Source organism: Faecalimicrobium sp. JNUCC 81 (genome assembly GCF_053667625.1).
The window spans coordinates 442,845-465,147 of the sequence record NZ_CM132203.1 but is presented as its reverse complement, the minus strand read 5'-3'; the positions used below and the strand labels follow the sequence as shown (position 1 = coordinate 465,147).

Below are 22,303 nucleotides of genomic sequence, written 5' to 3'. Positions count from 1 at the left end.
AACTTATATAAAGTATCCTAAAATAAAACCTCATATCTGATTGTAAACTAAAAAGTATACAGTAATACATAAGTATGTAAGTTTTCCATAGACTTTAAAGTTAGCTACTATTTTTCTTTATATAACTTACGTTCATATTCATCCACTAAATCTTCCAATTCCTTTAGTTCTCTTTCCATTTTTATTTCATAGAAAAATGCACACCATGACCACGTCATATAAATTAACGTTAGAATTGCACATAATGCAGTAAATAGCAATTTTTCAGTCTCATTATTTAGCATTCTTAAGATTAACCATATTGATGGTCCACTACATATAAGTGTCGTGCATATAAGAAGTATAATAGATAATTTTTTTTGTAATTTTATACTATCTTCAATAAGTTTTTTATCATACTCATCATTATTCAAAGACATTCTCCTCATTTCTCTACTTTTCAAATCGCTTTCTATTCATATATATCATAAAAAAGTATTAATTAAATATATAATGTATAAATGGTTATTTTTCTTGATTGAATGGTAAAAAAAAATAGCTAAAGATAATATTATCTTTAGCTATTTTCAGTTTTACTATTTTTAGATAGTTTTGATATCTCTTCTAACACCTCTGATGATGTTGATTCATCTGTCATTACTACCATATAATCACCAACATGTATTTTTGTATTTCCTTTTGGTAGTATTTCTTTATTCCCTCTAGTAATAGATACAACTAGAGCATTTTTAGGCCAATTAATCTCTTTTATATATTTTCCTTCTATACAACTATCTAATTCTATTCCTATTTCCAATAGCGTTTTACTATTTGTTGATATTTCTGTATTACATTTATCTTGCTTATGAAGTATTCTGTCTAAAAGTTCTTCATATATTGGGTTTGCATTTAATAAATCTGATGTTAATTGTGCTATTATTACTACTATAGCTAGTGGTAATAAATGTTCAAATGTGCCTGTCATTTCTGATATAAGTAATATACCTGTTATTGGAGCTTTTACTGACGCTGCAAAATGACCTGCCATAGCAAGTACCACAAAATTAATTAAATATTCATTAGGTATTCCTAAATAATTAACTCCAATTAACCCAACTATATTTCCTACTAAGGCTCCTAATACTAATAATGGGAAAAATATCCCCCCAGGAACTCCAGACCCAAAACTAATAAATGTAAAAATAAATTTTACAAATAAAAATATAAGTAATGTAGTTATAGTAAAATTCATACCTTTTAAACTCATTATAAGTTCATGACCTCCACCTAATAAAATTGGTGATATAATTCCAATTAGTCCTGCTAATAAAAATGGTATTATTATTTTATACTCTATTTTCATTTTACTATTTTTAAATATACTTTGTGTTTTTAAAATTCCTGTATTAAATATTACTCCACTTATACCTACCATAACACCTAGAAAAATTAATACCCAATAATATTTAAGAGGCATAATTGCTAGTTTTGAAAATTCAAGAGATGGTATTATACCAAAAAATCCTTTTGATATAATATCGGCACTTAAAGATGCTACCATAGCAGAAAGTAAAACGAGTGGTGAAAAGTTTTTATGCGCTTCCTCTAATGCAAACATAACTCCTGATAATGGAGCATTAAATGCTGCTGATAGCCCTGCACTTGCTCCACTTGTAATTAAATATTTTTCCTCGTAGTCAAGTTTATTTAGCTTACTAGACACTCCTTGACCTATACAAGCTCCCATTTGAACTGATGGACCTTCTCTACCCACAGATAGTCCTACTCCTAAGCAAGCAACACCACCAATAAATTTATACATCAAAACTCTTAACCAGTTCATATTCAATTTTCTGATAAGTGTTCCTTCAACTTGAGGAATACCACTACCACTTATCATGGGTTCTTTCTTTGATAACTTAGCTACAAAATATCCAAGTATTGCAAGTATTAAAAATACAAATGGTATACTGTATACATGAGATTTCGCAAATTTATACATATTCATAAATAATTTCCCTAATTCACTTGCTAAAAATCTATTTAAAACTATTACTAGACCTACTAGCATACCCACTATTAACGAATCTATAACTATTCTATATTTAAGATTTTTTACTTTATTTAGTATATTAAATGTACTATTTTTAATATCTATCATTTCTAACTTCCCTCACTTGCTCTATAATTTTATCCTATCTAATATTTTATATATGCTTTATTATGAAGAATTTGTTAAATTACAGAAAAAATATAGTTTTATAAATAAAAATCTACTTTTTATATAATTTAAATCTTGTCTTTATATGCTATATGTATCAAATAATTTAATACATATTTCATTATAGCGCTTAATTCTTCTTACTTATTCTTACTTCATTTAAATACCTCCTAATATAATCATATGCTTCTATTATACACTATATTAAGAATTAAATATAATGTTATTATAATAAAAAAGACTATCTAAAATAGATAGTCTTTACTGGCGGAGAAGGAGGGATTCGAACCCTCGCACCGGTTTAATCCAGCCTAATCCCTTAGCAGGGGATCCTCTTGAGCCGCTTGAGTACTTCTCCGTATTAACTTATAAATATATAATATAATATTTTTTTAATAAGGTCAACCTTATTTCATAAATTTGTATATTTTTTATTTTATATAAATTTTAAATATATATTATGATTATCTGCTAAAATACTATATTTATTACCATTTATAAAATAAAAAACTATCTATTTTACTACGAATTTACCACTAATGAAAAAGTCTTGATATGATATAAAAAAAGTTAATGCTTTCTATTATGAAAGATTAACCTTTTAAAACATTTATTATATTTTATATTTTTAGTAGGCAATTTGAGTTGCCTTTCTAAAATCTCTTTTATGGTACTCCATAGATATGTTTGATATTTAATTAAGAGCATTTTAACTAAGGTTTACTTAATTAAAATGCTCTATTTATTAATCGTTAAAATGAACTAAATCGTATGGATAATATTTTTGACCTTCTAATTCTTTGTCATTTAAATTAAAAATTTTCGCAATCGCTCCTAAATCAAAACTCCAGTAACCACAATAAGTATCATTTTTTAACTTATGTGTATCATACCAATAAGCATCTTGATGAAGTTTATACCAATCTTTTAAAATATCTCCTAAAATTTCAGTTTTATTTTCACTATTATCTAACAGATTATTTAAATATGATAATTTTGATTCTTTACTACCTTTGAACTCTAAACCAAGAAACTGTAAGCATAAATTTAACATACCATCATCTAAATTTAAATGATTTATAATTTTAATCAAATACGGAATAAATTCATCCTTTCTTTTTTCATAAAACACTGATATCGAAAACAAGTCTATTATATCATACAAACTATCATTTTCTGAACATACTTCACTATAGTACCTAATCCATTTTTCATAGTAGGAATAAATATCTTCAACAGAATTTCCAATTGAATATGATAGTTTAAAAAGATTTTTATTAAAATTTGCTAAGTATGTTACTGCGTTATTTCTTCCTTTAATATTTTCAATCCCTATACTTTCTAGTGCTTGAGTAAATTTATTTATTCTATCCTTTTCATAACTTATACACGCTATAAAATATTCTTTATTTTTAATAGTATCTCTCATCGTTACCTCCCTTTATTATTTTATTTTTTTTGCAAATTCATCTAAGACCGATTTATTAATAGAACCTTCTGGTGTAACATGAATCAATTGACTTTGAACATTATCAGGATTTAAGATAGATTCCATTCTGATTTTATCTGCCAATTCTTTTCCTACAGCATTATCTAATCTATTATCTATCCAATTAGAGCTCATCTGTTTCCCATCATTTGTCATGCCAAGCTTTGAACTACCATACTTTGCTTCACTAATAACATATGGAGGATGACCATCTGGATTATAATAAACTCCATCTATTCCTTGATGTGTAACATCATCTAACCCAGAGACCTTATCCAAGCTTATTCTTTCATAACCTCGTTGTTTGTAGTAACTATCCATCTTCATTTCTCCGTAGTTACCCTTTTGTATATTATTAGTCAGCTTTATATCACCTTTTTCTACTCCATTAATAATATCATCAACAGAGTTCTTAGCTCCACTAGTTCCTCTAGTAGTAGTACTAGATAAATCATCTATTTTATTACTTGCTTGATTTACAATATCATCAACTACATTTATATTAGATGATTTTTTACTTGATATCAATCCTTTAGTAGCTTTAGTTATTTTATCTATACCTTTAGTACCAGCTACCATACCAACAACATATCCAGTTGAATAGCATACTCCTTTTTGGTCTACTGTATCAGATACTTCTTGAGATATTCCTTCAACAATTATCATAGGGTCATTAAGTATATTCTCTATTAAGTTGTTTGTATTATTAAAATAATCCTTAGCCCAACTTGGTGCATTTCCAAATGGAGCATTTACAAGTAAAACAACCGCACTTCCCAAATAACAAATAGTTCCTTTAACTAATGAAATTACACCTTTTGCTAAATCCAATAGTGAATTTACAAGTCCACTTACCGTATCACCAGCAAACTCTCCAAGGTTAGAAAAGAAATCTCCTACAATCTCGCCAAAACCAGCAATTTTAAAATAAGTTTCTTTTGCTTTTCCTCTAAATGCGTCATCAGTATTTTCAAAAGGTACAATCTTATTATTATAAATATTCCAAAGTTCATCAATCTTACTATTTAATTTATTTAACGTGTTGTTTACATCTGAATTAATTTCTTCAATAATTTCATAATTTGCTCTTTCATTTTTAACTTTATCTTCATCAAAAGTAAAACTACCTGCACAATTATTTCTACTATGTGCTATTGATTGAACAAATCCCATTACTGAATTTTCTATACTATGTAAGTTAGCCCAAACATCATTTCTGTCTACTTGCATTATACTACTTCTATAAACTGGTTGTATATATGAACCCATTTCATTTAAGTAATTTGACAATAATTGTCTAACTTCACTTAATTCAGATTTACAATCTTCTATATCATCTGTTAACTCATCGTAATTGGATGTTAAAGAATCTATTGATTTTCCCGTATTTTCTCCTAATATACGCTTTATATTCCTAAGAGAGGTATCAATATCAGAGAGAGCGTCATAATAATCAGATATATTCTTTATAACATCATCTATTACTCCAAAATTAATTTTTATATCCCTTTTCATATATTACCCTTTCAGCCTATTTTTTTTACTAATTATTCGCTCTTCTAATCTATTACACTCTGACTTCATTTGATCTATAATTTCTTTTATATCTTCATGAGCATAATTATTCTCTAAATCCATATCAGAAAAGTTTTTTGATATTTTATATTTAATATTTTCTATATCTTGTTGAAAATTATTAATTATCATTCTACCTTGTGATTCCGTACATCTTCCCATAACGCTCCCCCTATTTATTTATGCTACTTTTTATTTCATTATCAAGCTCTTTGAAGGAATCCGATATAACTTTTGTATCATTACAAATTGATTCTGTCTTTTTAATAATATTTTTAGCAGTATCATCACCTAAATGTTTAATAACACTATCAACTTTGCTAATAAAGTCAGAATTAAACCCTTCAAAACTTTCTCTCGTGTTTGAAATAAATGAATTAGTATAAGGACTTAACTTATCTATAGATGCTCTTAAATTACTTATTTGTGTTTCTAATTCGGTTATTTTAATTTTTATTTCATTCCCCAATATATCTAACCTCCTTCAATAATGAATTTAAGTTATCTCTATCAGTTTTAGACGCATAGCCAATAGAACAATAATTTTTGTCTATAATCAATTCTTTTTTCATCATGTAAATAAAGGCATCTTCTTTATCATCAGAATACCCTAAATGCACTACCTTATCTATTAATTCAGTTGTAAAATATAAATTTTTTGAAAATCCTAAACTTCCAACAGGATATGGAATACCTGTATATTGAAAATATGTTTTTATACCATCTACATATATAAATCTATTTATTATTACAAAAGTAGCTTCATTAATTTTATTGCCTTTACTTAGATTATTTAAATATTTAGTTTTCAAATTAACAACAGTTCCTAAAGGATAGATAGGTTCAATTAAATCAATTATATTAATAATAAGTAGACTAAAGTTTTTTAATGAAATATCGAAAGAACTTTCATTTAAATTTAATGTAACTGTATCTTTATTAAAAGCTATTATTAAATTACAGCTAGAGTTTTTATATAGTTTTTGTGCATTTACATGTTCTAGTATAAATTTTAAAGTAGATAAATTTCTTTCTGCTAACTCAATAAAGAAACTAATAATTTCTTGTCTAATTTTTAATTCTCTAGATTTTTTATCTTTAAAAGATAACTTTAATTGATTCTTAAAAATATTATCCATAATATCCCCCTTATTATATTTAACTTATTTTACATGTGTCTATCATTAAAGTTTTTTGTCATATATTCACCTCGCTTCATAGTTTTATGTAAATTATACCATATTAAATATAAAAACTTTGCCAATAAGAATTAAAATAATACAAATTATAGTCTTAAAATAAATTAAAAAAGAGAAAAAATAAATGTGAAAATTTATTTATTTTTATTAATCTATATATTTTTATATTTATCTGAGAATAGAATGTAAATCAATCTATAACATTCCATATTTTATTTCTGATATTAATTATAATTACATGATTTTTTTGAAATTTTACGGAATCTCGAGTACTATGTTCGTAATAATAATAGAAGGGTAAAAAGGAGTATTTTAATTTTACTTTAAAGTGAAAATTTTGTTAAAACTGTCCTAAAGGAGTATTTCTAACTGTAGTGGTGTATGAAAGGATGAATAATATTAAACTGAAAATTGTACTTTCCAAATGTGCCAAACTGGACGGACACGTCCCCAAGACGTGGAACGGACAGGTTGGTATATTTGGAAAGGGAACGCCGTTAGGCGTTCCATAGGGCGTATATGTAACACCGCCCTGCGCATACATGTAACACCGCCCTGCGCATACATGTCATAATTATTGAAAACCGCATGAATACTGGATAAAAAGCTATTTTTACCCCGCACAAAAATTGCATATAGAAAGGAGAAATATATTATCGCAAAACATGAATATTTAACCGTTAAAATTGATTATATAAGTATTGTATTTGATACAGCTAAGACAGAAGATGTTATCCGACATGTCTTGAATCTTCCTCCAGATATTTTTATTAGTTATCCTGCAAAAGTTAAATATAAAAGCTATCAGACACGTTGGCAAGTAGGAGATATTTATATATCTGGCAATGCACAAAAGACAGAGAACAACCCTTTAGGACTTGGATGTTACCTTGTTATTACGGGTAGAGGATGTGATGATATTTTCCGTATACTTGACAGTACAGGAAATACATTTGGAGATATGTTTAAAAAGTGTGAACGATACTTTAGTACAGAATTTCACTTTACAAGAATAGATATAGCCATTGATGATAGAAATGAAGTTCCATTCTTCACACCTGCACATATACGTAAGAAATGTGAAAAGGGAGAATATATATCAACTAGTGATTTTCATCGTTTCAATGATAGTAAATATGATGAACAGGAGTTAGCAAGAACGGTCTATATTGGTGCTGGAAAATCAGCTATATCCTATCGCTTTTATGATAAAGATAAAGAAGTGAGTGTAAAGTACAACAAGCCTATTGATGAGATTGGAAGTTGGAAACGTACAGAAATCCAACTACGTGGTGAAAAGGCTCATGCTTTTGCCATGTTATTTAAAGATAATCCGCTAGAATTAGGAAAACTTGCTTTTGGTCTACTATCTGACAATCTACGTTTTGTTATAGCCGATAAGAACGAAAGCAATAAAAGTCGTTGGAAAACTTGTTGCTTTTGGGAACGTTTTTTAGGTGCTGTAGAGCCTTTGAAATTGCATATCCAACGTACTCAAAACTCACTTGTAGGAACACAACAATGGCTCAAGGACGGTGGTGTACTATCAGCAGTCAAAGGATTTTACTTTTTAGAAGAACATAATGCTCTTGGCGAATTAGAATGTATTGATGATATGCTTTCTAAAGTACATTACAGTCCTTCTCTTGCAAGTAAACTTACGGCTCATTTACAACGTATAGAACGTGAAGAGCTAATACCTTATGTTCATTATAATGTGAAAAGATGATACAGGGAGGGATTCTATGAGTATTAAAAATGAAATTCCTGTATGGGAAAAATATACCCTTACCATTGAAGAAGCTTCAAAGTATTTTAATATCGGACAGAACAAACTTCGTAAATTGGTAGAAAGTAATAAACATGCCAACTGGTTTATTATGAATGGAAATCGTGTTCAGATTAAACGAAAACAATTTGAAGAAGTAATAAATAAATTAGATACAATTTAGTGAAAATGAGTCTTGTATATGATATTATTTTAATATGTCATATCAAGGCTCTTTCTATTGAAAGGAGCAGATATAATGTCGGAAAAAAGACGAGATAACAAAGGTCGTATTTTAAAAAATGGTGAGAGCCAAAGAAATGATGGAAGATACTTATATAAATATGTAGACGCATTAGGAGAAACACAGTGTGTATATTCTTGGAAGCTTGTTACAACAGATAGTGTTCCAAAAGGTAAACGTGATTGTTTATCTCTTAGAGAAAAAGAACAAGATATAAGAAAAGATATAGAAGATGGTATAGATACGATAGGTAAGAAGATGACACTTTGTCAACTTTATGCTAAACAAAACTCTCATAGAGCTAATGTAAAGAAAAGTACTCAATATCAACGCAAACAGCTCATGGAGCTACTAAAAGAAGATAAGCTAGGTTCAAGGAGTATTGATAGTATTAAGCCCTCAGACGCCAAAGAATGGGCTTTACGCATGAAAGAAAAGGATTATGCGTATAAAACTATCAATAACTATAAACGTTCTCTAAAAGCTTCATTTTATATTGCAATAGCAGATGATTATGTAAGGAAGAATCCTTTTGATTTTGTATTGAATACAGTTATAGAGGATAATTCTAATTCAAAACAAGCACTTACAGAAGAGCATGAAGAACAACTTTTATCTTTTGCGAAAACTGATAGAACATATCGTAAATATTATGATGAACTTGTGATACTGTTAAAGACGGGACTTCGTATTTCGGAATTATGTGGATTGACTAAGAATGATATAGATTTTGAAAATCAGCTTATCCATGTTAATCATCAGTTGTTGAGAAATAAGGAAGTTGGGTATTACATCGAAACTCCTAAGACAAAAAGTGGGATACGTGATATTCCTATGAGTGATGAGGTTTGTAAGGCGTTTGAACGTGTTATAGCAAGAGAGAAGAAAGTCAATTATATAGAGATTGATGGCTATAGCAATTTCTTATTTCTTAATGAAAAAGGATATCCTATGACTAACGCTTATTATACATCAACTTTTTCTAGCCTTACAAAGAAATATAACAAATACCATGAAAATAAAATACCCAAAATAACACCTCATATTTTACGTCATACATTCTGTACTAGATTGGCAAGTAAAAATATGAATCCCAAAAGCTTACAGTACATTATGGGACACTCAAATATTAATATTACTTTAAATCTATATACTCATGCTTCTATAGATGGAATAAAGAAAGAAATGAGAAATTTGATTATATAATTTTACTACGATTTATACCACGTTTGACAGTGAAAATATGAAAAGAAATATAAAAATATATAAGTATTAGCGGATAATATAAATGTCTGTAATCATTGAAAATAAAGGATGTACAGACATTTAAAAAGATATATAAAGATAATCAAAAATCTATATTTTATTTATGTTAAATAAAAAACAAAGAATATGATACAATATTTGCATCATATTCTTATTTAGCATTACATATGTTTTTTTGCTTCTATTAACATTTCATTAGCTTTTTGCATATATTCTATAGCTTTTTCTATATGATTAGCTGTTTCTTCTTTCCCTATTTCTCTAGCTTTTTCTACCCACTCTCTAAATCCTTCTTCATGAGTTTCATTATGGTTTACCCAGTGAAGTAATAATATTTTTAAAGTTTTCTCATCTTTATTTTCAACTTCTACTCCACGAGTGTGAGTATGTTCATGGCAATGATCGTGGTCATGGTCATGACCATGGTGATATCTTACAATATCTTTACTAAACATTATTTTAATCCCCCCATTATTTTATATTAAATTCCTTTTTTATAACCTTAACTGCATCCTTTATCAGTAAAGCTAATGGCTTATTTTCTAAGCCTACTAATTCAATATTTTCAGGCATTATTGGAAGTAATATCTTTAAAGCTTCGCTATCAACTATAGCTTCACTTATTTTACAGGTTACTTCTCCCATCATAGAATTTGGCATAGCCATAGATATTGGCGATACTACTATATTTGCCTTTTTTACGGATGTCACAATTGCATTTTCCCCAGTTGCCCCTTTATTGGCGTGAGCTTTCATCATTGCACTAGTTGCAATAGAGTTTGTACCTAGTGCATATATATCTATATATGTAGGTAATTCGTCTCTAAGAGTGGATACTATCTGAGATCCTATTCCTCCACCCATTCCATCTATAACTGCTATTATCATATGTTTATCCCCTAATATCTTGTTTTAGTTACTCTCTTTTATTATTATCTTATGATCCATTAATTTTATTTCTTTTATTTCACCATCGATTATCTTTTGTTCTCCTAATAAATCTGTTAAATAAACTTTACCTTCATATGGATCTACACTTACTACATTATCCATTACTCTTTCTAATCTTTCATTTCTTAACACATAAGCTGCTGATTCACACATATAAACCCCTCCCCAAAATGATTTTTTATTTGAACCAAAAAAAGTTTCTTCAGGTATTTCAATACACCGAAGAAACCTTCATGATTTCAAAATTTATATTATATTTTACTATTTTTTACTATATTTTGAGTATAGCACTTTGTTTTATATAAAGTCAATTAAATTTATCTCTTTTTATTGTGTTCATCTGAGTTATACTTTTCATATAACTTATTAGCTAAACTTAACTCATATTCGCTTAGTTCTTCTTCTAAAAATTCTACATTTAAATGACTTTCCATAGCCTTTATTAAATTTTCTTCCAATTCATTTATATCTATTTTTAATTTAGATTCATTTTCTATTCCACTAGCTTTTCTAGATGTAAATTTAATTAATCTCTCTTTTTTATCCTGATTTTCTGTTTTAATTAATTCAAATAATTTATCTACATCAAAATCTAATACTATAGACCCGTGTTGAAGTATTACACCGTGTTTTCTACTTTGAGCACTTCCTACTACCTTTTTATTATTCATTGTTATTTCATAAGAAGCGTGAGCATTAAAACATGCTGCTGATAAATTATCTCTACCTATTCTTTCTCCCTTACTTAAATTATCAGTATGTATATTACATAAGTTTAGACCTTTTACTAACCCTTCACTTATAAATTTGTAAGATAAGTTTATACTTTTATCCATTAATGAATTGTCCTCACCTACAATAACACTATAAGTTAGTTCATCCTCATGAAGAACTGCTCTTCCACCAGTAATCCTTCTAACACAGTCTACATTTAATTTTTTACAAGCTTCTAAGTCTATTTCATCTTCAAGCTTTTGGAAATATCCTATAGTTAAACATGCTGGTTCCCAAGTATAAAATCTTAATGTAGGTTTTACTTTTCCCTCTTTATAAGCAATTGTAATAGCCTCATCAATCGCCATATTCATAGCACCATTGTATGTTTTATTTCTTATTACTCTCCACTGATTCATAAAATTCTCCCCTAAGCTAAATTTATTTCTTTTGCAGCCAATTTTATCTCTTCTTCATTTAAACTTCTTGAGTAATTATAAATAGTACTTCCTGGCCTTTCATTATAATAAGGTCTATTACAATTTTTACAGCCTCTTATTTCAAAAGGATAACCTTTATTTATATCTTCTTTTATAACATCATCTAATTCAATATAAGTTACATACCCATTTTCAAATTTAAAACATTCTTTACTATATCCTCTATCTATCATATAAGTCATAAGTTGAACTCTTCTATAACTTTCAATATTAGGTTGACTTATATTTTCCATTTTAGTTCCTTTTACAGGTGTAAATGCAAATAAACTTACAGTTACCTTATTATCTCTTAAATATGTATATAAGTCATGTATATCTTTATGAGTTTCACCTAATCCAACTATAATATGAGTGCTTATTTTATCTTCGTACTTATTTGCCATATTAGTTATCAATTCTAACTTTTCTTTGTAGTTATTTCCCTTTATACTTTCATATAACTCTTCGTTACAAGCATCTATTGCTATTCCTATTTTATCTACTCCACATCTAAAAAATCTCTCTATATCTTTATCAGATTCAAGTTTTGCAGATAGAGAAATCGGATAATCAATTTCATCTTTTATATAAGATATAAATTCTTCAACTTCTTTATGAGCCTCATTACTTGCCATTGATTGAATACAAATTCTCTTTATATGCTCTCCGTTGTATGACTTTAGAGCTCTTAGTATATCTTCTTTTGAATACTCTGGCCAAATAACCCTTGATAGTTTGTCTTTTCTTGTACTACTTTCTGCTGATTGAGAACAAAATGTACATTTATTGCTACATTTATCACCAATCATTATATAAGCGGTTGTAGGGGGGATATCGCTAGCTTTATTTAATAATCCAAGCTCTATAGCACTGCCTAAGGATAATCTAATCATAATACGCAACACTCCCTACTCTCTAATATAGTCATATTCATTTGATTTGCTTTGTTTTTAGCATCTCTGGCTGGTAGAACTATTTTATTAACTCCACACATTAAGGCTAAACTATCTAATTCTTTTCTATACATTCCCCTAGGTCTCATACAACCTAAATTTATATGTGTATTTGGCATTTGAATTCTTGCCTCGCAAAGTACATCACAAACTTCATCTAAATTAGGTGGATTTACATTTTCATATTCGGTGTTTTTTGTTGGTATTAAAACTATGAATGTTAGTTTTTGGGGAGGATTTTTAGCTAGATAATTTATGATTTCATATTCTCCTTTTACTATACCACCTTTTAACCCTATACATATATGTGGTGATACTTCAGCATTTTGCTTTATTATTTCATATACATTTATATAATCTTTTTTATCTTTATCTATTTTATATACCTCTTTTATTGTTTCTTTATCAAATACTAAATCAAAAGAAACTACATCTAGATATTTACAAACATTTTCTATACTTTCTTTATCCATAAGGCCTAAATGGGCATTTAATTTATATCTATCTTTTTTTAGCTTCTTCAATGTGTCTATATGATTATTTATAGGAACATCTCCTTCAAAACTACATCCACCACTTAACAAGAAGCTGCTTACATTTTTACCTTTTATTTTAGATTTATACTCTTTTATAGGTGTCATATTCTTTAGATAGTGACCATTACAATGGGCACAACTTAGATTACAACTGTTATTAGTTGTACTAACAGCCAATGTTTCATTTGGATATGCAAATTCTATCTTATCACCAAAGTTTTCCTTTTTTATATTAAATGCTTTATTCATTTTATCTGATAAGTTCATAGTCTAATCCTCCAATAATCTTTTAACACTTGGGAATTGTTCTATATTTGTATGTGGTAAAAAGCATGCTGAAATAAATTCATCCATATATGTCGGATAAACACTTAATTCAACATAAGTCATTTCATCTCCTATTTCAATTAGCTTTTTCTTTGCATCTTTGCTTATTAGTGCTAGATATGAACCTACTAAGGAACTATTTCCTATATACTCAAATTTCTCTCTTTCTATATCTGGAAGTAATCCTATAAGAATTGAGTTTTCTATATTTAAGTTATTTCCTATTCCACCAGCTATATAAACTTTGTCTATTACACTAAAGTCCATGCCTAAACTTTCTATAAGAGTAGCCGCTCCTGAATATATAGCACCTTTGGCTCTAATAAAGTTATCTATATCAACCTCAGTTACCGTTATATCATTTTCTAAATTGTATTCTTCTTTAAAAGCTAATACATATTCTCCTATTTCATGTTCATTAAATCTAATTCTATCATTATTTATATCTCTATGTATTTTACCTCTTCTATCAATAACACCTTTAAGTAGCATCTGGCAAATTAAATCAATTATACCTGAACCACATATTCCTATTGGTTCACATTCACCTATTATTGATAAATTTGGATTTAAGCTTTCTTTATCTATACTAACTTTATCTATAGCACCATTTGACGCTCTCATTCCACAACTTATACCTCCACCTTCAAATGCAGGTCCAGCAGAGCAAGCACAACTCATCATATAATCTTTATTTCCAAATACTATCTCTCCGTTAGTTCCTAAATCTATAAATAATACATTGTCTTCACTTGCCCATACACCTGCTGATAATACCCCTGCTGTAATATCTCCTCCAACATAACTAGCTACAGATGGAGCAAGATAAACATAAGCACTATGATTTATATTTAGGCAAACATCTTCTCCCATAAGCCTTGGTGATTTTAAAAACGGAGGAATATATGGCTCTTGTCTTAAGTAGTCTGTATATACTCCTAAAAATAAACTAGACATCGTTGTATTTCCTGCCACGACAAGAGAAACTACATTATCCTTACTTATATTATTTTTTATATATATAGATTCTAATAATGGATTTATAGTTTCATCTATTATAGCTTTATTTAATTCTTCTAATCCATTTTTCTTTGTCGAATATATTATTCTGTTTATAACATCTGCTCCATATTTTATTTGAGCATTTCCTGATGATGCTTTATCTATTACTTCTTTAGTATATAAATCAACTAGACAAACTACTACAGATGTTGTTCCTATATCAATAGCTGCTCCGTATAATTGGTTTTGATTATTCCCTTTTTCTATATTTATTATAGTTATTTTATTTTTCTTTTTAACATAAGTTATTGTTACCTTAAAATCACTTTCTCTAAATACTATAGGCATTTTTCTAAGTAAGTCTAACTTAAAATCTATTTCACTAAACCCTAAGTGATTTCTAACATGTCTTTCTAGTCTATCTACATCACTTATGTTATCATCTAGATTTGGTTCTTCCATTTCTATATATGTTTTTTCTATATTAGTTTTAAAATCTAAATTATGAGTCTCTATTATATTTTTAGCTCTATCAAATATTTCTTTATCTTTCTTTTTATCGCTACCTTCTATCTTCATGCCATGCATAGATGATGATAGTTTAGAAGGAACTTCTATTTCTATATTATCAATTACTTTAGTGTTACAAGCTAATATGTACCCTTGTTCCCATTCCTCATCTTTTATATGTATTGTCTTTTCGCTATCAACATTCCCTTTTAATAACTTTACTTTACACTTTCCACAAGATACATTTCCACCACAAGGAGCATCTATAAATATATCCGCATTTCGTAAAACTTCTAATAGATTATCCCCTTTATTACAATATACCTCTTTGTTATGTGACTTAAAAATTACCTTTATCATAGCTCTCCCCCTTAATGCCTTTATCTAATATAATTTTAGCACATGTTAAGTTCCCAAGTTGTTTATTGTTAAAAAAAGAGTATAGATAGATTTGCGTGCACTCAAATCTATCTATACTCTTTCTAATGCTATTCTATTTCACTTTCATACATTTCAGCATCTAATAAACTATCAAGCTCATCAGTATCTGCTATTTTTATTTTTACAATCCATGCATCATATGGATCTTCATTTATATATTCAGGTTCATCTTCTAATTTTTCATTTATTTCAACAACTTCTCCAGATAAAGGAGCGACTAAGTCAGATGCAACTTTAGAAGATTCTACTACTCCGTAATCTTCATCTTTAGTTAATTCATCTTCAACTTCTGGCATCTCAACAAATAATACTTCTCCTAATTGATCTTGTGCAAAATCTGTTATTCCTATATAAGCATATTCACCTTCAACTCTTACCCACTCATGCTTACTAGTGTACTTCAAACTTGGTATAACTTTCATACTATTCCTCCTAATATGATAATTTACATTACACATTCCATAGATAATGCTGGATGACCTTTTTCCTCTAAGAATGCTAATACACCCTCAGAATCACTAGATATTGTTTCATCACAAATCATATCTGTAAAGTTTTCTATACCTGTTATTTCTTTTACTGTAGCATTTAATCTATCAGCTACATATTCTTTTAATTCTTTTGGCATCCAAACTATTCTCTCTGGCCCGCCTTCAGCAAAAGCAAACTTTTTAGAAGATATGAAGTGTCTTCCATGTCCCATGAATCCTGGAGTTTGAACCCCTCCTCCTGTCATAGAAGCAAGTTCTCCAAATGTCATACCAACTGGAGTTATATCCGAGAATTCTCTGTTTACTATAACAAATCCATTAGCTTCTGGCATTATACCGCATATACACTCGAAGCATCCGCAAGAAGTCATTGGGTCTTCAAGTATAGAGTATAATGTAACACTTTCAACAGCACCTTGAGATATTTCTCCTACTGTATTATCTACTGATTGCCATTTACCTAATCTATCATCTAAACATTCACCCTTTACTATTGGTTGACATGGTCCTGTTGGATCTAATTCTTTAGTAGCCTTAGCATCTAACCAACTAACTGCCCCACAAAGTCCAAGTCTTTCAGGAGTAACAACACAAACGTGAGCTGGTGCAAATGATTGACAAAGATTACAAGAATAGAATTCTTCAACACTTTCGTCAACTAATGAAGCTAATCTCTCATCTCTAGAATTGTATCTTACTTGTGCCTGAGATTTTAATTCTGAAACCTTTTCAGCGTCAGTTATTATAGTTATTTCACACTTATCAACAACAGATTCAAACTCATCTAACATTTTAGCATATAAAACTTCTCCAATATGTTCTAGTCTAAATCCTTTTTCAAATGCATCTTTAGATATTCTTATCCAAGACATATCTCTTTGACCAACATGCATTATACCTTCTATATAGTTTAAGAAGTAATGCAGACGTCTCTCTAAAACTGGTTCAAAGTCATCTTGCATTGCTTTACCAGCTATATTAACTATAATAGCAAGTGGTAATCTAACAACTCCATCTGTTTCTATTTCATCTATATTAGGACCTATAACCTCAATCTTATGGTCTTCAACTTCACTTAATTCTCTTTTTATAACAAGTTCCCAAGCTTCAGTTTTATTTCCACCAAACTCAGCAAACATGTCATTCTTTCTTATTCTTTCACCCTCAAATGCTGCTGCAAATGATACAGGTATTGGTATTTCAGTAATTTTTATCTTTATACCTCTAGCTTCTAATGAAGTAGCTACTATTTTATCATAATCTTTTTGAGTTAAAAGGTTCATTGGAACTTCAAGTACAGTTTGATCTGTTATAACTGGGAATCCTAGAGCTATTGCTCCTGCTCCAGCAGATACAACTAATTCACTAAGTGGTCCAAATGCATTAACAAACGCTGGAACTCTCTTAGCAGTGTACTCTAATAGACCGTTTAAATCTCCTGGAGTTAAACCTCCAAATATTAATGCTGCTCTTATTGCAACAGAGACTACATGTATAACAGAAGTTACATCATATCCTAAAGGTATAACCCTTAATTCAAGCCCCATCTTAACTCCAGCTTCTATAGCTTGGTCTATGACATTTCCAACTAAGAAAGTTAATAAACCTTTAGATTGGTAATCTTTTATAACTTTAGCAGCAGTTTCAGCATCTGGGCATTCTCCAAGTACAACTGCAACACCTGGTATATCTCCTGTTACTAATGGAACTCCTAGAGATCTTATTATTGGGTCAGTTATATGACCTGCACACGGCTCACTATACGGTGCATCCATAGTTGAATATTTTATAGCTTCAATTACTTCAGCAGCTAAAGCTGTAGCTAAACCAGAATTTAATGCATGTTCTAATAAATGAGTTCTATTTATTAAGCTCTCAACTATACCTAATGCTGCTTCTAAATCAGCAAGTGAGTTCATCTTTTGGCCTGTTGCTGCATAAATACATGGTAGCGAGTATGCAGTATCAGGAAATGCAACTTTATGTTCTCTTCCATTTTTCTCTATTGCCTCTGATAACATACCTTTAGCAACACTTAAAGCTTGCTCTGAACCTGTAAAAATTATATTATATAAATTCACTCTACTTCCCCCTTTTTAGCTTCTTATATATATTTTTATTTATCCGTTAAATGCAAATCCACCTTCACTTAACTCTAAGAAAGAATCTGCATATAAAGAAGCTCCATTTATTATGTCACAAGACTTTATAGTTCTCATTAACTCTTCATCACATGGATTTATTATAGCTGAGCTAAATCCATTTGCCATTGCCATAGCTAAGAAAGCACTATCAAGTATTGGTCTTATATGTTTAGGGCATCCATTAGATACGTTAGACAGTCCACCTGTAGTTAATAATCCCATCTCAGTCATCATTCTTATAGCTTCTAATACCTCTACTTGCTTTTCTTGCATTCCTTTTATAACTAAGCATAATGGGTCAAATAATATATCTGTTGGCTCCATCCCTAACATTAAGCCTTTTTCTAATATTTCTTGGCAGTATCCCATACGTTCATCATTATCTCTTGGTATACCTTCTTTAGCACATAAGCCTATAACCTTAGCTTCATATTCAGCTGCTAAATCTATTAATCCTATTCTAGATCCTGCATCTGCAGAGTTAATTATTGGCTTTGCATGTTCTCTATTATATACTTTAAGTCCTGCTTCTATAGCTTTTTGGTTAGCAGTATCTAAAGCTATTGGAACATTGTTAAATTCGTTTTGAAGTAATTGAACCCCCCAAGTCATTAACTCCTCTCCATCTCTTTCTGCTGGACCTATGTTAAAATCTATATAATGAGCCCCTGCTTCTAATTGTTCTTTTGCTCTTTTTAATATTGGAGCTGGGTCTTTTTCCGCTAAAGCTTTTCTTATTACTGGCGATATACAGTGTATTCTTTCACCTATAATCATAAATTTTTCCATTTAATTTATCCCCCTTAGTTTTAACTTTTAGGCATTCGCTAAAGTTTGATCATGTTTTTCTTTGTATTCTCTTAAGAATTTCGGTAATTCCATAGATTCTTCTGTACCTATAATTACATTCCATCCTGGTAAACTATCTTCTATATCTCCTTTAAGGACAGCTACCTTACCTGGTATTATTAAATCTCTATTCTTAGTTTTATCAGCTACACCGCACTCATTTATAAATTTAGCTATAGAATTTCCTCCAAATTTACCTGCAGCCCACGCTGTAAGAACTGAGTATCCACCAGCATCTGGTATAACTAGCCAAGTCGGTACTTTAGATCTTTCTATTTCTCCAGCTATTATAAAGTAAGTTAATGCGAAGTCAACAGTAACTAATACTGGTGAATTTTCATCTGGATTATTTATTGGATATACCTTAGTTTCAACTCTCATTGGTCTTTGTGGGTCAGTAAATATATTTTGTCTTAGAGCAAATAATGGTAATGCTTTTGAATAATTTATATCATCTAATACTATTATTGATCCGTATTTTATAGTAAACATTGATGATAATGCAACTTCCATATTTGGATTTTTATCTGATAATTTATTTGCAAATACTATTGAAGGGTATCCAAATGTTCTATCTTGTTCTTTAAGTGCTATTCTTCTAACTTGAACAGCATTAGCAAATGTATCTTTTATACTATCTCCAGTTACATCTAATATTAATTCTTTATATCCTGCCTTTTGAACTAATTCAACTGTAGAGTATAATTCTTCTAGGCTAGATGCTTTAACACCTAGAGGAAATTTATTTCCTTTAACTACTTCTATCATTTCTTTGTAGTTATCTTTATTTGCACCATATAATACTGGCTTTTTATCCTTTAATATTTCAACAGCTTCTTTAGCTACATCTGGGTCTTCACAATCTATTATGTATGCTAACTCTAATCCACTATCTTTAACTTTATTTATTAACTTTAAGAATCCATCTTTATTTTCGAAGTATTCTAAAAGGGCCATTTCAACTTTCATTTCTTCGCCTATTCTTATATAGTTAACATTTCTTATATTGTTTAGTTTTGCATCTATTTCTTCATCAGTCATACACTCACAGAAAGCTACTGCGTATCTGTTTCTGTTTACTAAAGTTTTTTCATGTCTAAATAATACAGTTTCCGCTCCTACTTCGTATTCAGCAGCTCCTGTTCCTATTTTTAAACCTTTCATTAAAGGTGCTGTTGCCTCTGATAATTGTGCTATAGCATCATCTGACATATGTGGACACTTGCTAACTTCTATCGCTCCTGAAGCAACCTTCATACTGAAGGCCATACAAGTTGGAAATCCACAATCCTTACAGTTTTTCTTTGGTGTTAATTTAAATATATCTAAAGCTTTTAGTGCCATTATTTTATCCCCCTAACCCTACAATTTATTAAGCTAACGCATTAACTAATTCTTTTACAGTTTCTATTGATTTTGGATGACGAAGTATAACTGCATTTGCTCCTCCAGCTAATGAACTTACAGCAGTTGAAATTTCCATGTTTATACCTCTTTCTTCTACACATCCCCAAGCTGGTTCATCTTCCTCGCTTGCTATAGATTCCTTAACATGCCATACTTCAGATGATACTGGAGTTATTATTGGCATTTGTAATGTTTTATCATTTTGACCAAATGCAGCAAGTCTAATTCTATCCATAGTAGATGCAACATATTCATATCCATAACCAACAGCAGAACATCCAACGTTCATAACTATACTTTCAGACTTAACGCCTAATTGAGTTAATAATACGTTTAATTGTTTAGCTAGGTTTATATCAACAGAAGATTCAGCTGAAACCTTATGACTATATGCCATAGCTGCTGCTGCCCCTACTGCTTTATAGTTTTCTTCAGTAGCTGATAAGAATAGACAGTTATGTCCATCTACCGCTTGAGCTACTTTTTCAAATAATTTTCCATCTTTATCGTGGTTTCCACATCCTGCTATAACTACAGGTATACTAACTGATTCAACTACTTTTTTAGCAGTTTCAGCACATTCTTCTACAGATTTATCTAATCCATTTGGATCTGCACTTTCTAATTTTAAACATATGAAATCTGCATCTGTATTTTCTTCTACATACTTAGCCCACTTAACAGGACAATCACAAACATCTTTATACATATCTTTAATTGAAGATATCCATGATTCTGGATAAGTATCAGATATTTCAATTCCTACTTTTTGAATATTTCCAGTATCTCCATCAAAACTATAAAATGGAAGAGTACTTTCTCCACCTATTTTTATTGCTTTTTCTCCTGTCCCTATTTCTACTTCTGATATCTTACCAGAATACTTTTGAACAGACATCTTGAATGCCATATGTTTTTCCCCCTTAAACCTATTTTAATTCTAACTTAGACATTATATCTCTTACTGCTGTTTTAGCTTCTGAATCTTCAGGTAATTTAACTAACGGTATTCCTGTAGAATCATATTCATATATTAAATTATCTAAAGGCACAACGCCTATAAGATTTAATTTATGCTTTTCAATTTCTTCGCATACACCTTCATTTAGTACTCCATTTGGTACTTTGTTAACTATTAATAGTATTTCTCCTACGCTTAATTTAAGTTCTCTAGCTAGATCCCTAATTCTAGCTACTGCCTGAATACTACGTCTTGAGCAATCACTAACTAATAGTAATTTATCTATATGTTTAGTTGTTTTTCTACTTAAGTGCTCCATTCCAGCTTCATTATCTATAACTAAGTATTCGTATGCATCTGATAGTTTATCAGTTTGTTCTCTTAGTATTCCATTTACATAACAGTAACATCCTTCACCTTCAGATCTTCCCATTACCATTAAGTCATATCCATCCCCTTCAGCTAAACAAGTATTTAATCTATATTGTAAATACTGAGCTTTAGTCATACCTCCAGGAAATGCATTACCTTGCTTTTCTCTTTGGCTAACTTCTTCTCTTATTTCACCGATAGTTGATTCTACCTCTATACCTAATACTTCATTTATGTTAGCATTAGCATCTGCATCTACAACTAATACTGATCCTTTATTATTCTTTGTAAGATTATTAATTAAAAGCCCTGTAAGACTTGTCTTACCAGTTCCACCTTTTCCTGCAACAGCTATATTATATCCCATATTAAGATTTCCCCCTTTGTTTAGTCAAAACAGAGCTTTAAAAGTTCACTCTGCTTTT

Annotated in this window: 23 protein-coding genes and 1 tRNA gene; 3 read left to right on the top strand and 21 right to left on the bottom strand. The window is 29.7% G+C overall.

Going from position 1 to position 22,303, the window contains the following annotated elements; translation table 11 throughout:
- Positions 1–107: 107 nt before the first annotated feature.
- The 8 genes from JNUCC81_RS02375 to JNUCC81_RS02340 form a co-directional block, all read right to left on the bottom strand.
- Positions 108–413, bottom strand: a complete 306-nt coding sequence (locus JNUCC81_RS02375) for a hypothetical protein (RefSeq protein WP_454095150.1) — start codon at positions 411–413, stop codon at positions 108–110.
- A 143-nt stretch (positions 414–556) separates the two neighbouring features.
- Entirely contained in the window at positions 557–2,140 is a 1,584-nt protein-coding gene (locus JNUCC81_RS02370) for a chloride channel protein (protein WP_454095149.1), read from the bottom strand.
- A gap of 325 nt (positions 2,141–2,465) precedes the next feature.
- Positions 2,466–2,558, bottom strand: a tRNA-Ser gene (locus JNUCC81_RS02365).
- Between the two features lie 387 nt (positions 2,559–2,945).
- On the bottom strand, positions 2,946–3,629 hold the full coding sequence (locus JNUCC81_RS02360) for a PoNe immunity protein domain-containing protein (RefSeq protein ID WP_454095148.1): 684 nt from the start codon (positions 3,627–3,629) through the stop codon (positions 2,946–2,948).
- Between the two features lie 15 nt (positions 3,630–3,644).
- Entirely contained in the window at positions 3,645–5,204 is a 1,560-nt protein-coding gene (locus JNUCC81_RS02355; RefSeq protein ID WP_454095147.1) for a hypothetical protein, read from the bottom strand.
- A gap of 3 nt (positions 5,205–5,207) precedes the next feature.
- Complete coding sequence (locus JNUCC81_RS02350) at positions 5,208–5,426, bottom strand: hypothetical protein (RefSeq protein ID WP_454095146.1); 219 nt, start codon at positions 5,424–5,426, stop codon at positions 5,208–5,210.
- Between the two features lie 10 nt (positions 5,427–5,436).
- Complete coding sequence (locus JNUCC81_RS02345; protein WP_454095145.1) at positions 5,437–5,733, bottom strand: hypothetical protein; 297 nt, start codon at positions 5,731–5,733, stop codon at positions 5,437–5,439.
- Positions 5,723–6,403, bottom strand: a complete 681-nt coding sequence (locus JNUCC81_RS02340) for a DUF4176 domain-containing protein (protein WP_454095144.1) — start codon at positions 6,401–6,403, stop codon at positions 5,723–5,725. Before JNUCC81_RS02340 ends, JNUCC81_RS02345 begins: the two co-directional genes overlap by 11 nt.
- 793 nt (positions 6,404–7,196) lie before the next feature.
- On the opposite strand from JNUCC81_RS02340, the gene JNUCC81_RS02335 reads away from it, so the two are divergent.
- The 3 genes from JNUCC81_RS02335 to JNUCC81_RS02325 all read left to right on the top strand — a co-directional run bounded on the left by JNUCC81_RS02335 (position 7,197) and on the right by JNUCC81_RS02325 (position 9,681).
- Positions 7,197–8,192, top strand: a complete 996-nt coding sequence (locus tag JNUCC81_RS02335; protein WP_454096364.1) for a replication initiation factor domain-containing protein — start codon at positions 7,197–7,199, stop codon at positions 8,190–8,192.
- A gap of 16 nt (positions 8,193–8,208) precedes the next feature.
- Positions 8,209–8,415 (top strand): excisionase, encoded by a 207-nt coding sequence (locus JNUCC81_RS02330; protein ID WP_454095143.1) that lies wholly within the window; start codon positions 8,209–8,211, stop codon positions 8,413–8,415.
- A 75-nt stretch (positions 8,416–8,490) separates the two neighbouring features.
- The gene (locus tag JNUCC81_RS02325; RefSeq protein WP_454095142.1) at positions 8,491–9,681 is read left to right on the top strand and encodes a tyrosine-type recombinase/integrase; all 1,191 of its coding nucleotides are present in this window, start codon (positions 8,491–8,493) and stop codon (positions 9,679–9,681) included.
- Between the two features lie 221 nt (positions 9,682–9,902).
- On the opposite strand, the gene JNUCC81_RS02320 is transcribed toward JNUCC81_RS02325, so the two are convergent.
- From JNUCC81_RS02320 to JNUCC81_RS02260, 13 genes are all read right to left on the bottom strand, one after another.
- Positions 9,903–10,196, bottom strand: coding sequence for a zinc transporter (locus JNUCC81_RS02320; protein WP_454095141.1), 294 nt, complete (start codon positions 10,194–10,196; stop codon positions 9,903–9,905).
- Between the two features lie 16 nt (positions 10,197–10,212).
- On the bottom strand, positions 10,213–10,629 hold the full coding sequence (locus JNUCC81_RS02315; RefSeq protein WP_208332014.1) for a DUF3842 family protein: 417 nt from the start codon (positions 10,627–10,629) through the stop codon (positions 10,213–10,215).
- Between the two features lie 24 nt (positions 10,630–10,653).
- Complete coding sequence (locus JNUCC81_RS02310) at positions 10,654–10,845, bottom strand: CooT family nickel-binding protein (protein WP_454095140.1); 192 nt, start codon at positions 10,843–10,845, stop codon at positions 10,654–10,656.
- 164 nt (positions 10,846–11,009) lie between these two features.
- The gene (locus tag JNUCC81_RS02305; protein ID WP_454095139.1) at positions 11,010–11,825 is read right to left on the bottom strand and encodes a lipoate--protein ligase family protein; all 816 of its coding nucleotides are present in this window, start codon (positions 11,823–11,825) and stop codon (positions 11,010–11,012) included.
- Between the two features lie 11 nt (positions 11,826–11,836).
- Complete coding sequence (locus JNUCC81_RS02300) at positions 11,837–12,778, bottom strand: radical SAM protein (protein WP_454095138.1); 942 nt, start codon at positions 12,776–12,778, stop codon at positions 11,837–11,839.
- A complete protein-coding gene (locus JNUCC81_RS02295; RefSeq protein ID WP_454095137.1) occupies positions 12,775–13,641 on the bottom strand; it encodes a radical SAM protein in 867 nt (288 codons plus the stop codon). Before JNUCC81_RS02295 ends, JNUCC81_RS02300 begins: the two co-directional genes overlap by 4 nt.
- A 3-nt stretch (positions 13,642–13,644) precedes the next feature.
- Entirely contained in the window at positions 13,645–15,573 is a 1,929-nt protein-coding gene (gene acsV, locus JNUCC81_RS02290; RefSeq protein WP_454095136.1) for a corrinoid activation/regeneration protein AcsV, read from the bottom strand.
- 128 nt (positions 15,574–15,701) lie between these two features.
- The gene (gene gcvH, locus JNUCC81_RS02285; protein ID WP_208332020.1) at positions 15,702–16,076 is read right to left on the bottom strand and encodes a glycine cleavage system protein GcvH; all 375 of its coding nucleotides are present in this window, start codon (positions 16,074–16,076) and stop codon (positions 15,702–15,704) included.
- A gap of 23 nt (positions 16,077–16,099) precedes the next feature.
- The gene (gene acsB, locus JNUCC81_RS02280; protein WP_454095135.1) at positions 16,100–18,226 is read right to left on the bottom strand and encodes an acetyl-CoA decarbonylase/synthase complex subunit alpha/beta; all 2,127 of its coding nucleotides are present in this window, start codon (positions 18,224–18,226) and stop codon (positions 16,100–16,102) included.
- A 39-nt stretch (positions 18,227–18,265) separates the two neighbouring features.
- On the bottom strand, positions 18,266–19,078 hold the full coding sequence (gene acsE, locus JNUCC81_RS02275; RefSeq protein WP_208332022.1) for a carbon monoxide dehydrogenase/acetyl-CoA synthase methytransferase subunit: 813 nt from the start codon (positions 19,076–19,078) through the stop codon (positions 18,266–18,268).
- A gap of 27 nt (positions 19,079–19,105) precedes the next feature.
- Positions 19,106–20,482 carry an acetyl-CoA decarbonylase/synthase complex subunit gamma gene (gene acsC / locus JNUCC81_RS02270; RefSeq protein ID WP_454095134.1) on the bottom strand — a complete coding sequence of 459 codons (1,377 nt, stop codon included), beginning with the start codon at positions 20,480–20,482 and terminating at the stop codon, positions 19,106–19,108.
- Between the two features lie 28 nt (positions 20,483–20,510).
- Positions 20,511–21,455 carry an acetyl-CoA decarbonylase/synthase complex subunit delta gene (gene acsD, locus JNUCC81_RS02265; RefSeq protein WP_454095133.1) on the bottom strand — a complete coding sequence of 315 codons (945 nt, stop codon included), beginning with the start codon at positions 21,453–21,455 and terminating at the stop codon, positions 20,511–20,513.
- Positions 21,456–21,474: 19 nt separating this feature from the next.
- On the bottom strand, positions 21,475–22,245 hold the full coding sequence (locus JNUCC81_RS02260) for an ATP-binding protein (RefSeq protein WP_208332025.1): 771 nt from the start codon (positions 22,243–22,245) through the stop codon (positions 21,475–21,477).
- Positions 22,246–22,303: the final 58 nt, after the last annotated feature.

Excerpts from the sequence above, each read along its gene's own strand:
- JNUCC81_RS02340 (WP_454095144.1), bottom strand. The coding sequence starts at position 6,403 with ATGGATAATATTTTTAAGAATCAATTAAAGTTATCTTTTAAAGATAAA.
- JNUCC81_RS02350 (WP_454095146.1), bottom strand. The coding sequence starts at position 5,426 with ATGGGAAGATGTACGGAATCACAAGGTAGAATGATAATTAATAATTTT.
- JNUCC81_RS02295 (WP_454095137.1), bottom strand. The coding sequence starts at position 13,641 with ATGAACTTATCAGATAAAATGAATAAAGCATTTAATATAAAAAAGGAA.
- JNUCC81_RS02320 (WP_454095141.1), bottom strand. The coding sequence starts at position 10,196 with ATGTTTAGTAAAGATATTGTAAGATATCACCATGGTCATGACCATGAC.
- JNUCC81_RS02325 (WP_454095142.1), top strand. The coding sequence starts at position 8,491 with ATGTCGGAAAAAAGACGAGATAACAAAGGTCGTATTTTAAAAAATGGT.
- acsV (WP_454095136.1), bottom strand. The coding sequence starts at position 15,573 with ATGATAAAGGTAATTTTTAAGTCACATAACAAAGAGGTATATTGTAAT.
- JNUCC81_RS02355 (WP_454095147.1), bottom strand. The coding sequence starts at position 5,204 with ATGAAAAGGGATATAAAAATTAATTTTGGAGTAATAGATGATGTTATA.
- JNUCC81_RS02305 (WP_454095139.1), bottom strand. The coding sequence starts at position 11,825 with ATGAATCAGTGGAGAGTAATAAGAAATAAAACATACAATGGTGCTATG.
- JNUCC81_RS02300 (WP_454095138.1), bottom strand. The coding sequence starts at position 12,778 with ATGATTAGATTATCCTTAGGCAGTGCTATAGAGCTTGGATTATTAAAT.
- acsD (WP_454095133.1), bottom strand. The coding sequence starts at position 21,455 with ATGGCATTCAAGATGTCTGTTCAAAAGTATTCTGGTAAGATATCAGAA.
- JNUCC81_RS02360 (WP_454095148.1), bottom strand. The coding sequence starts at position 3,629 with ATGAGAGATACTATTAAAAATAAAGAATATTTTATAGCGTGTATAAGT.
- acsC (WP_454095134.1), bottom strand. The coding sequence starts at position 20,482 with ATGGCACTAAAAGCTTTAGATATATTTAAATTAACACCAAAGAAAAAC.
- acsE (WP_208332022.1), bottom strand. The coding sequence starts at position 19,078 with ATGGAAAAATTTATGATTATAGGTGAAAGAATACACTGTATATCGCCA.
- gcvH (WP_208332020.1), bottom strand. The coding sequence starts at position 16,076 with ATGAAAGTTATACCAAGTTTGAAGTACACTAGTAAGCATGAGTGGGTA.
- JNUCC81_RS02330 (WP_454095143.1), top strand. The coding sequence starts at position 8,209 with ATGAGTATTAAAAATGAAATTCCTGTATGGGAAAAATATACCCTTACC.
- JNUCC81_RS02260 (WP_208332025.1), bottom strand. The coding sequence starts at position 22,245 with ATGGGATATAATATAGCTGTTGCAGGAAAAGGTGGAACTGGTAAGACA.
- JNUCC81_RS02370 (WP_454095149.1), bottom strand. The coding sequence starts at position 2,140 with ATGATAGATATTAAAAATAGTACATTTAATATACTAAATAAAGTAAAA.
- JNUCC81_RS02315 (WP_208332014.1), bottom strand. The coding sequence starts at position 10,629 with ATGATAATAGCAGTTATAGATGGAATGGGTGGAGGAATAGGATCTCAG.
- JNUCC81_RS02310 (WP_454095140.1), bottom strand. The coding sequence starts at position 10,845 with ATGTGTGAATCAGCAGCTTATGTGTTAAGAAATGAAAGATTAGAAAGA.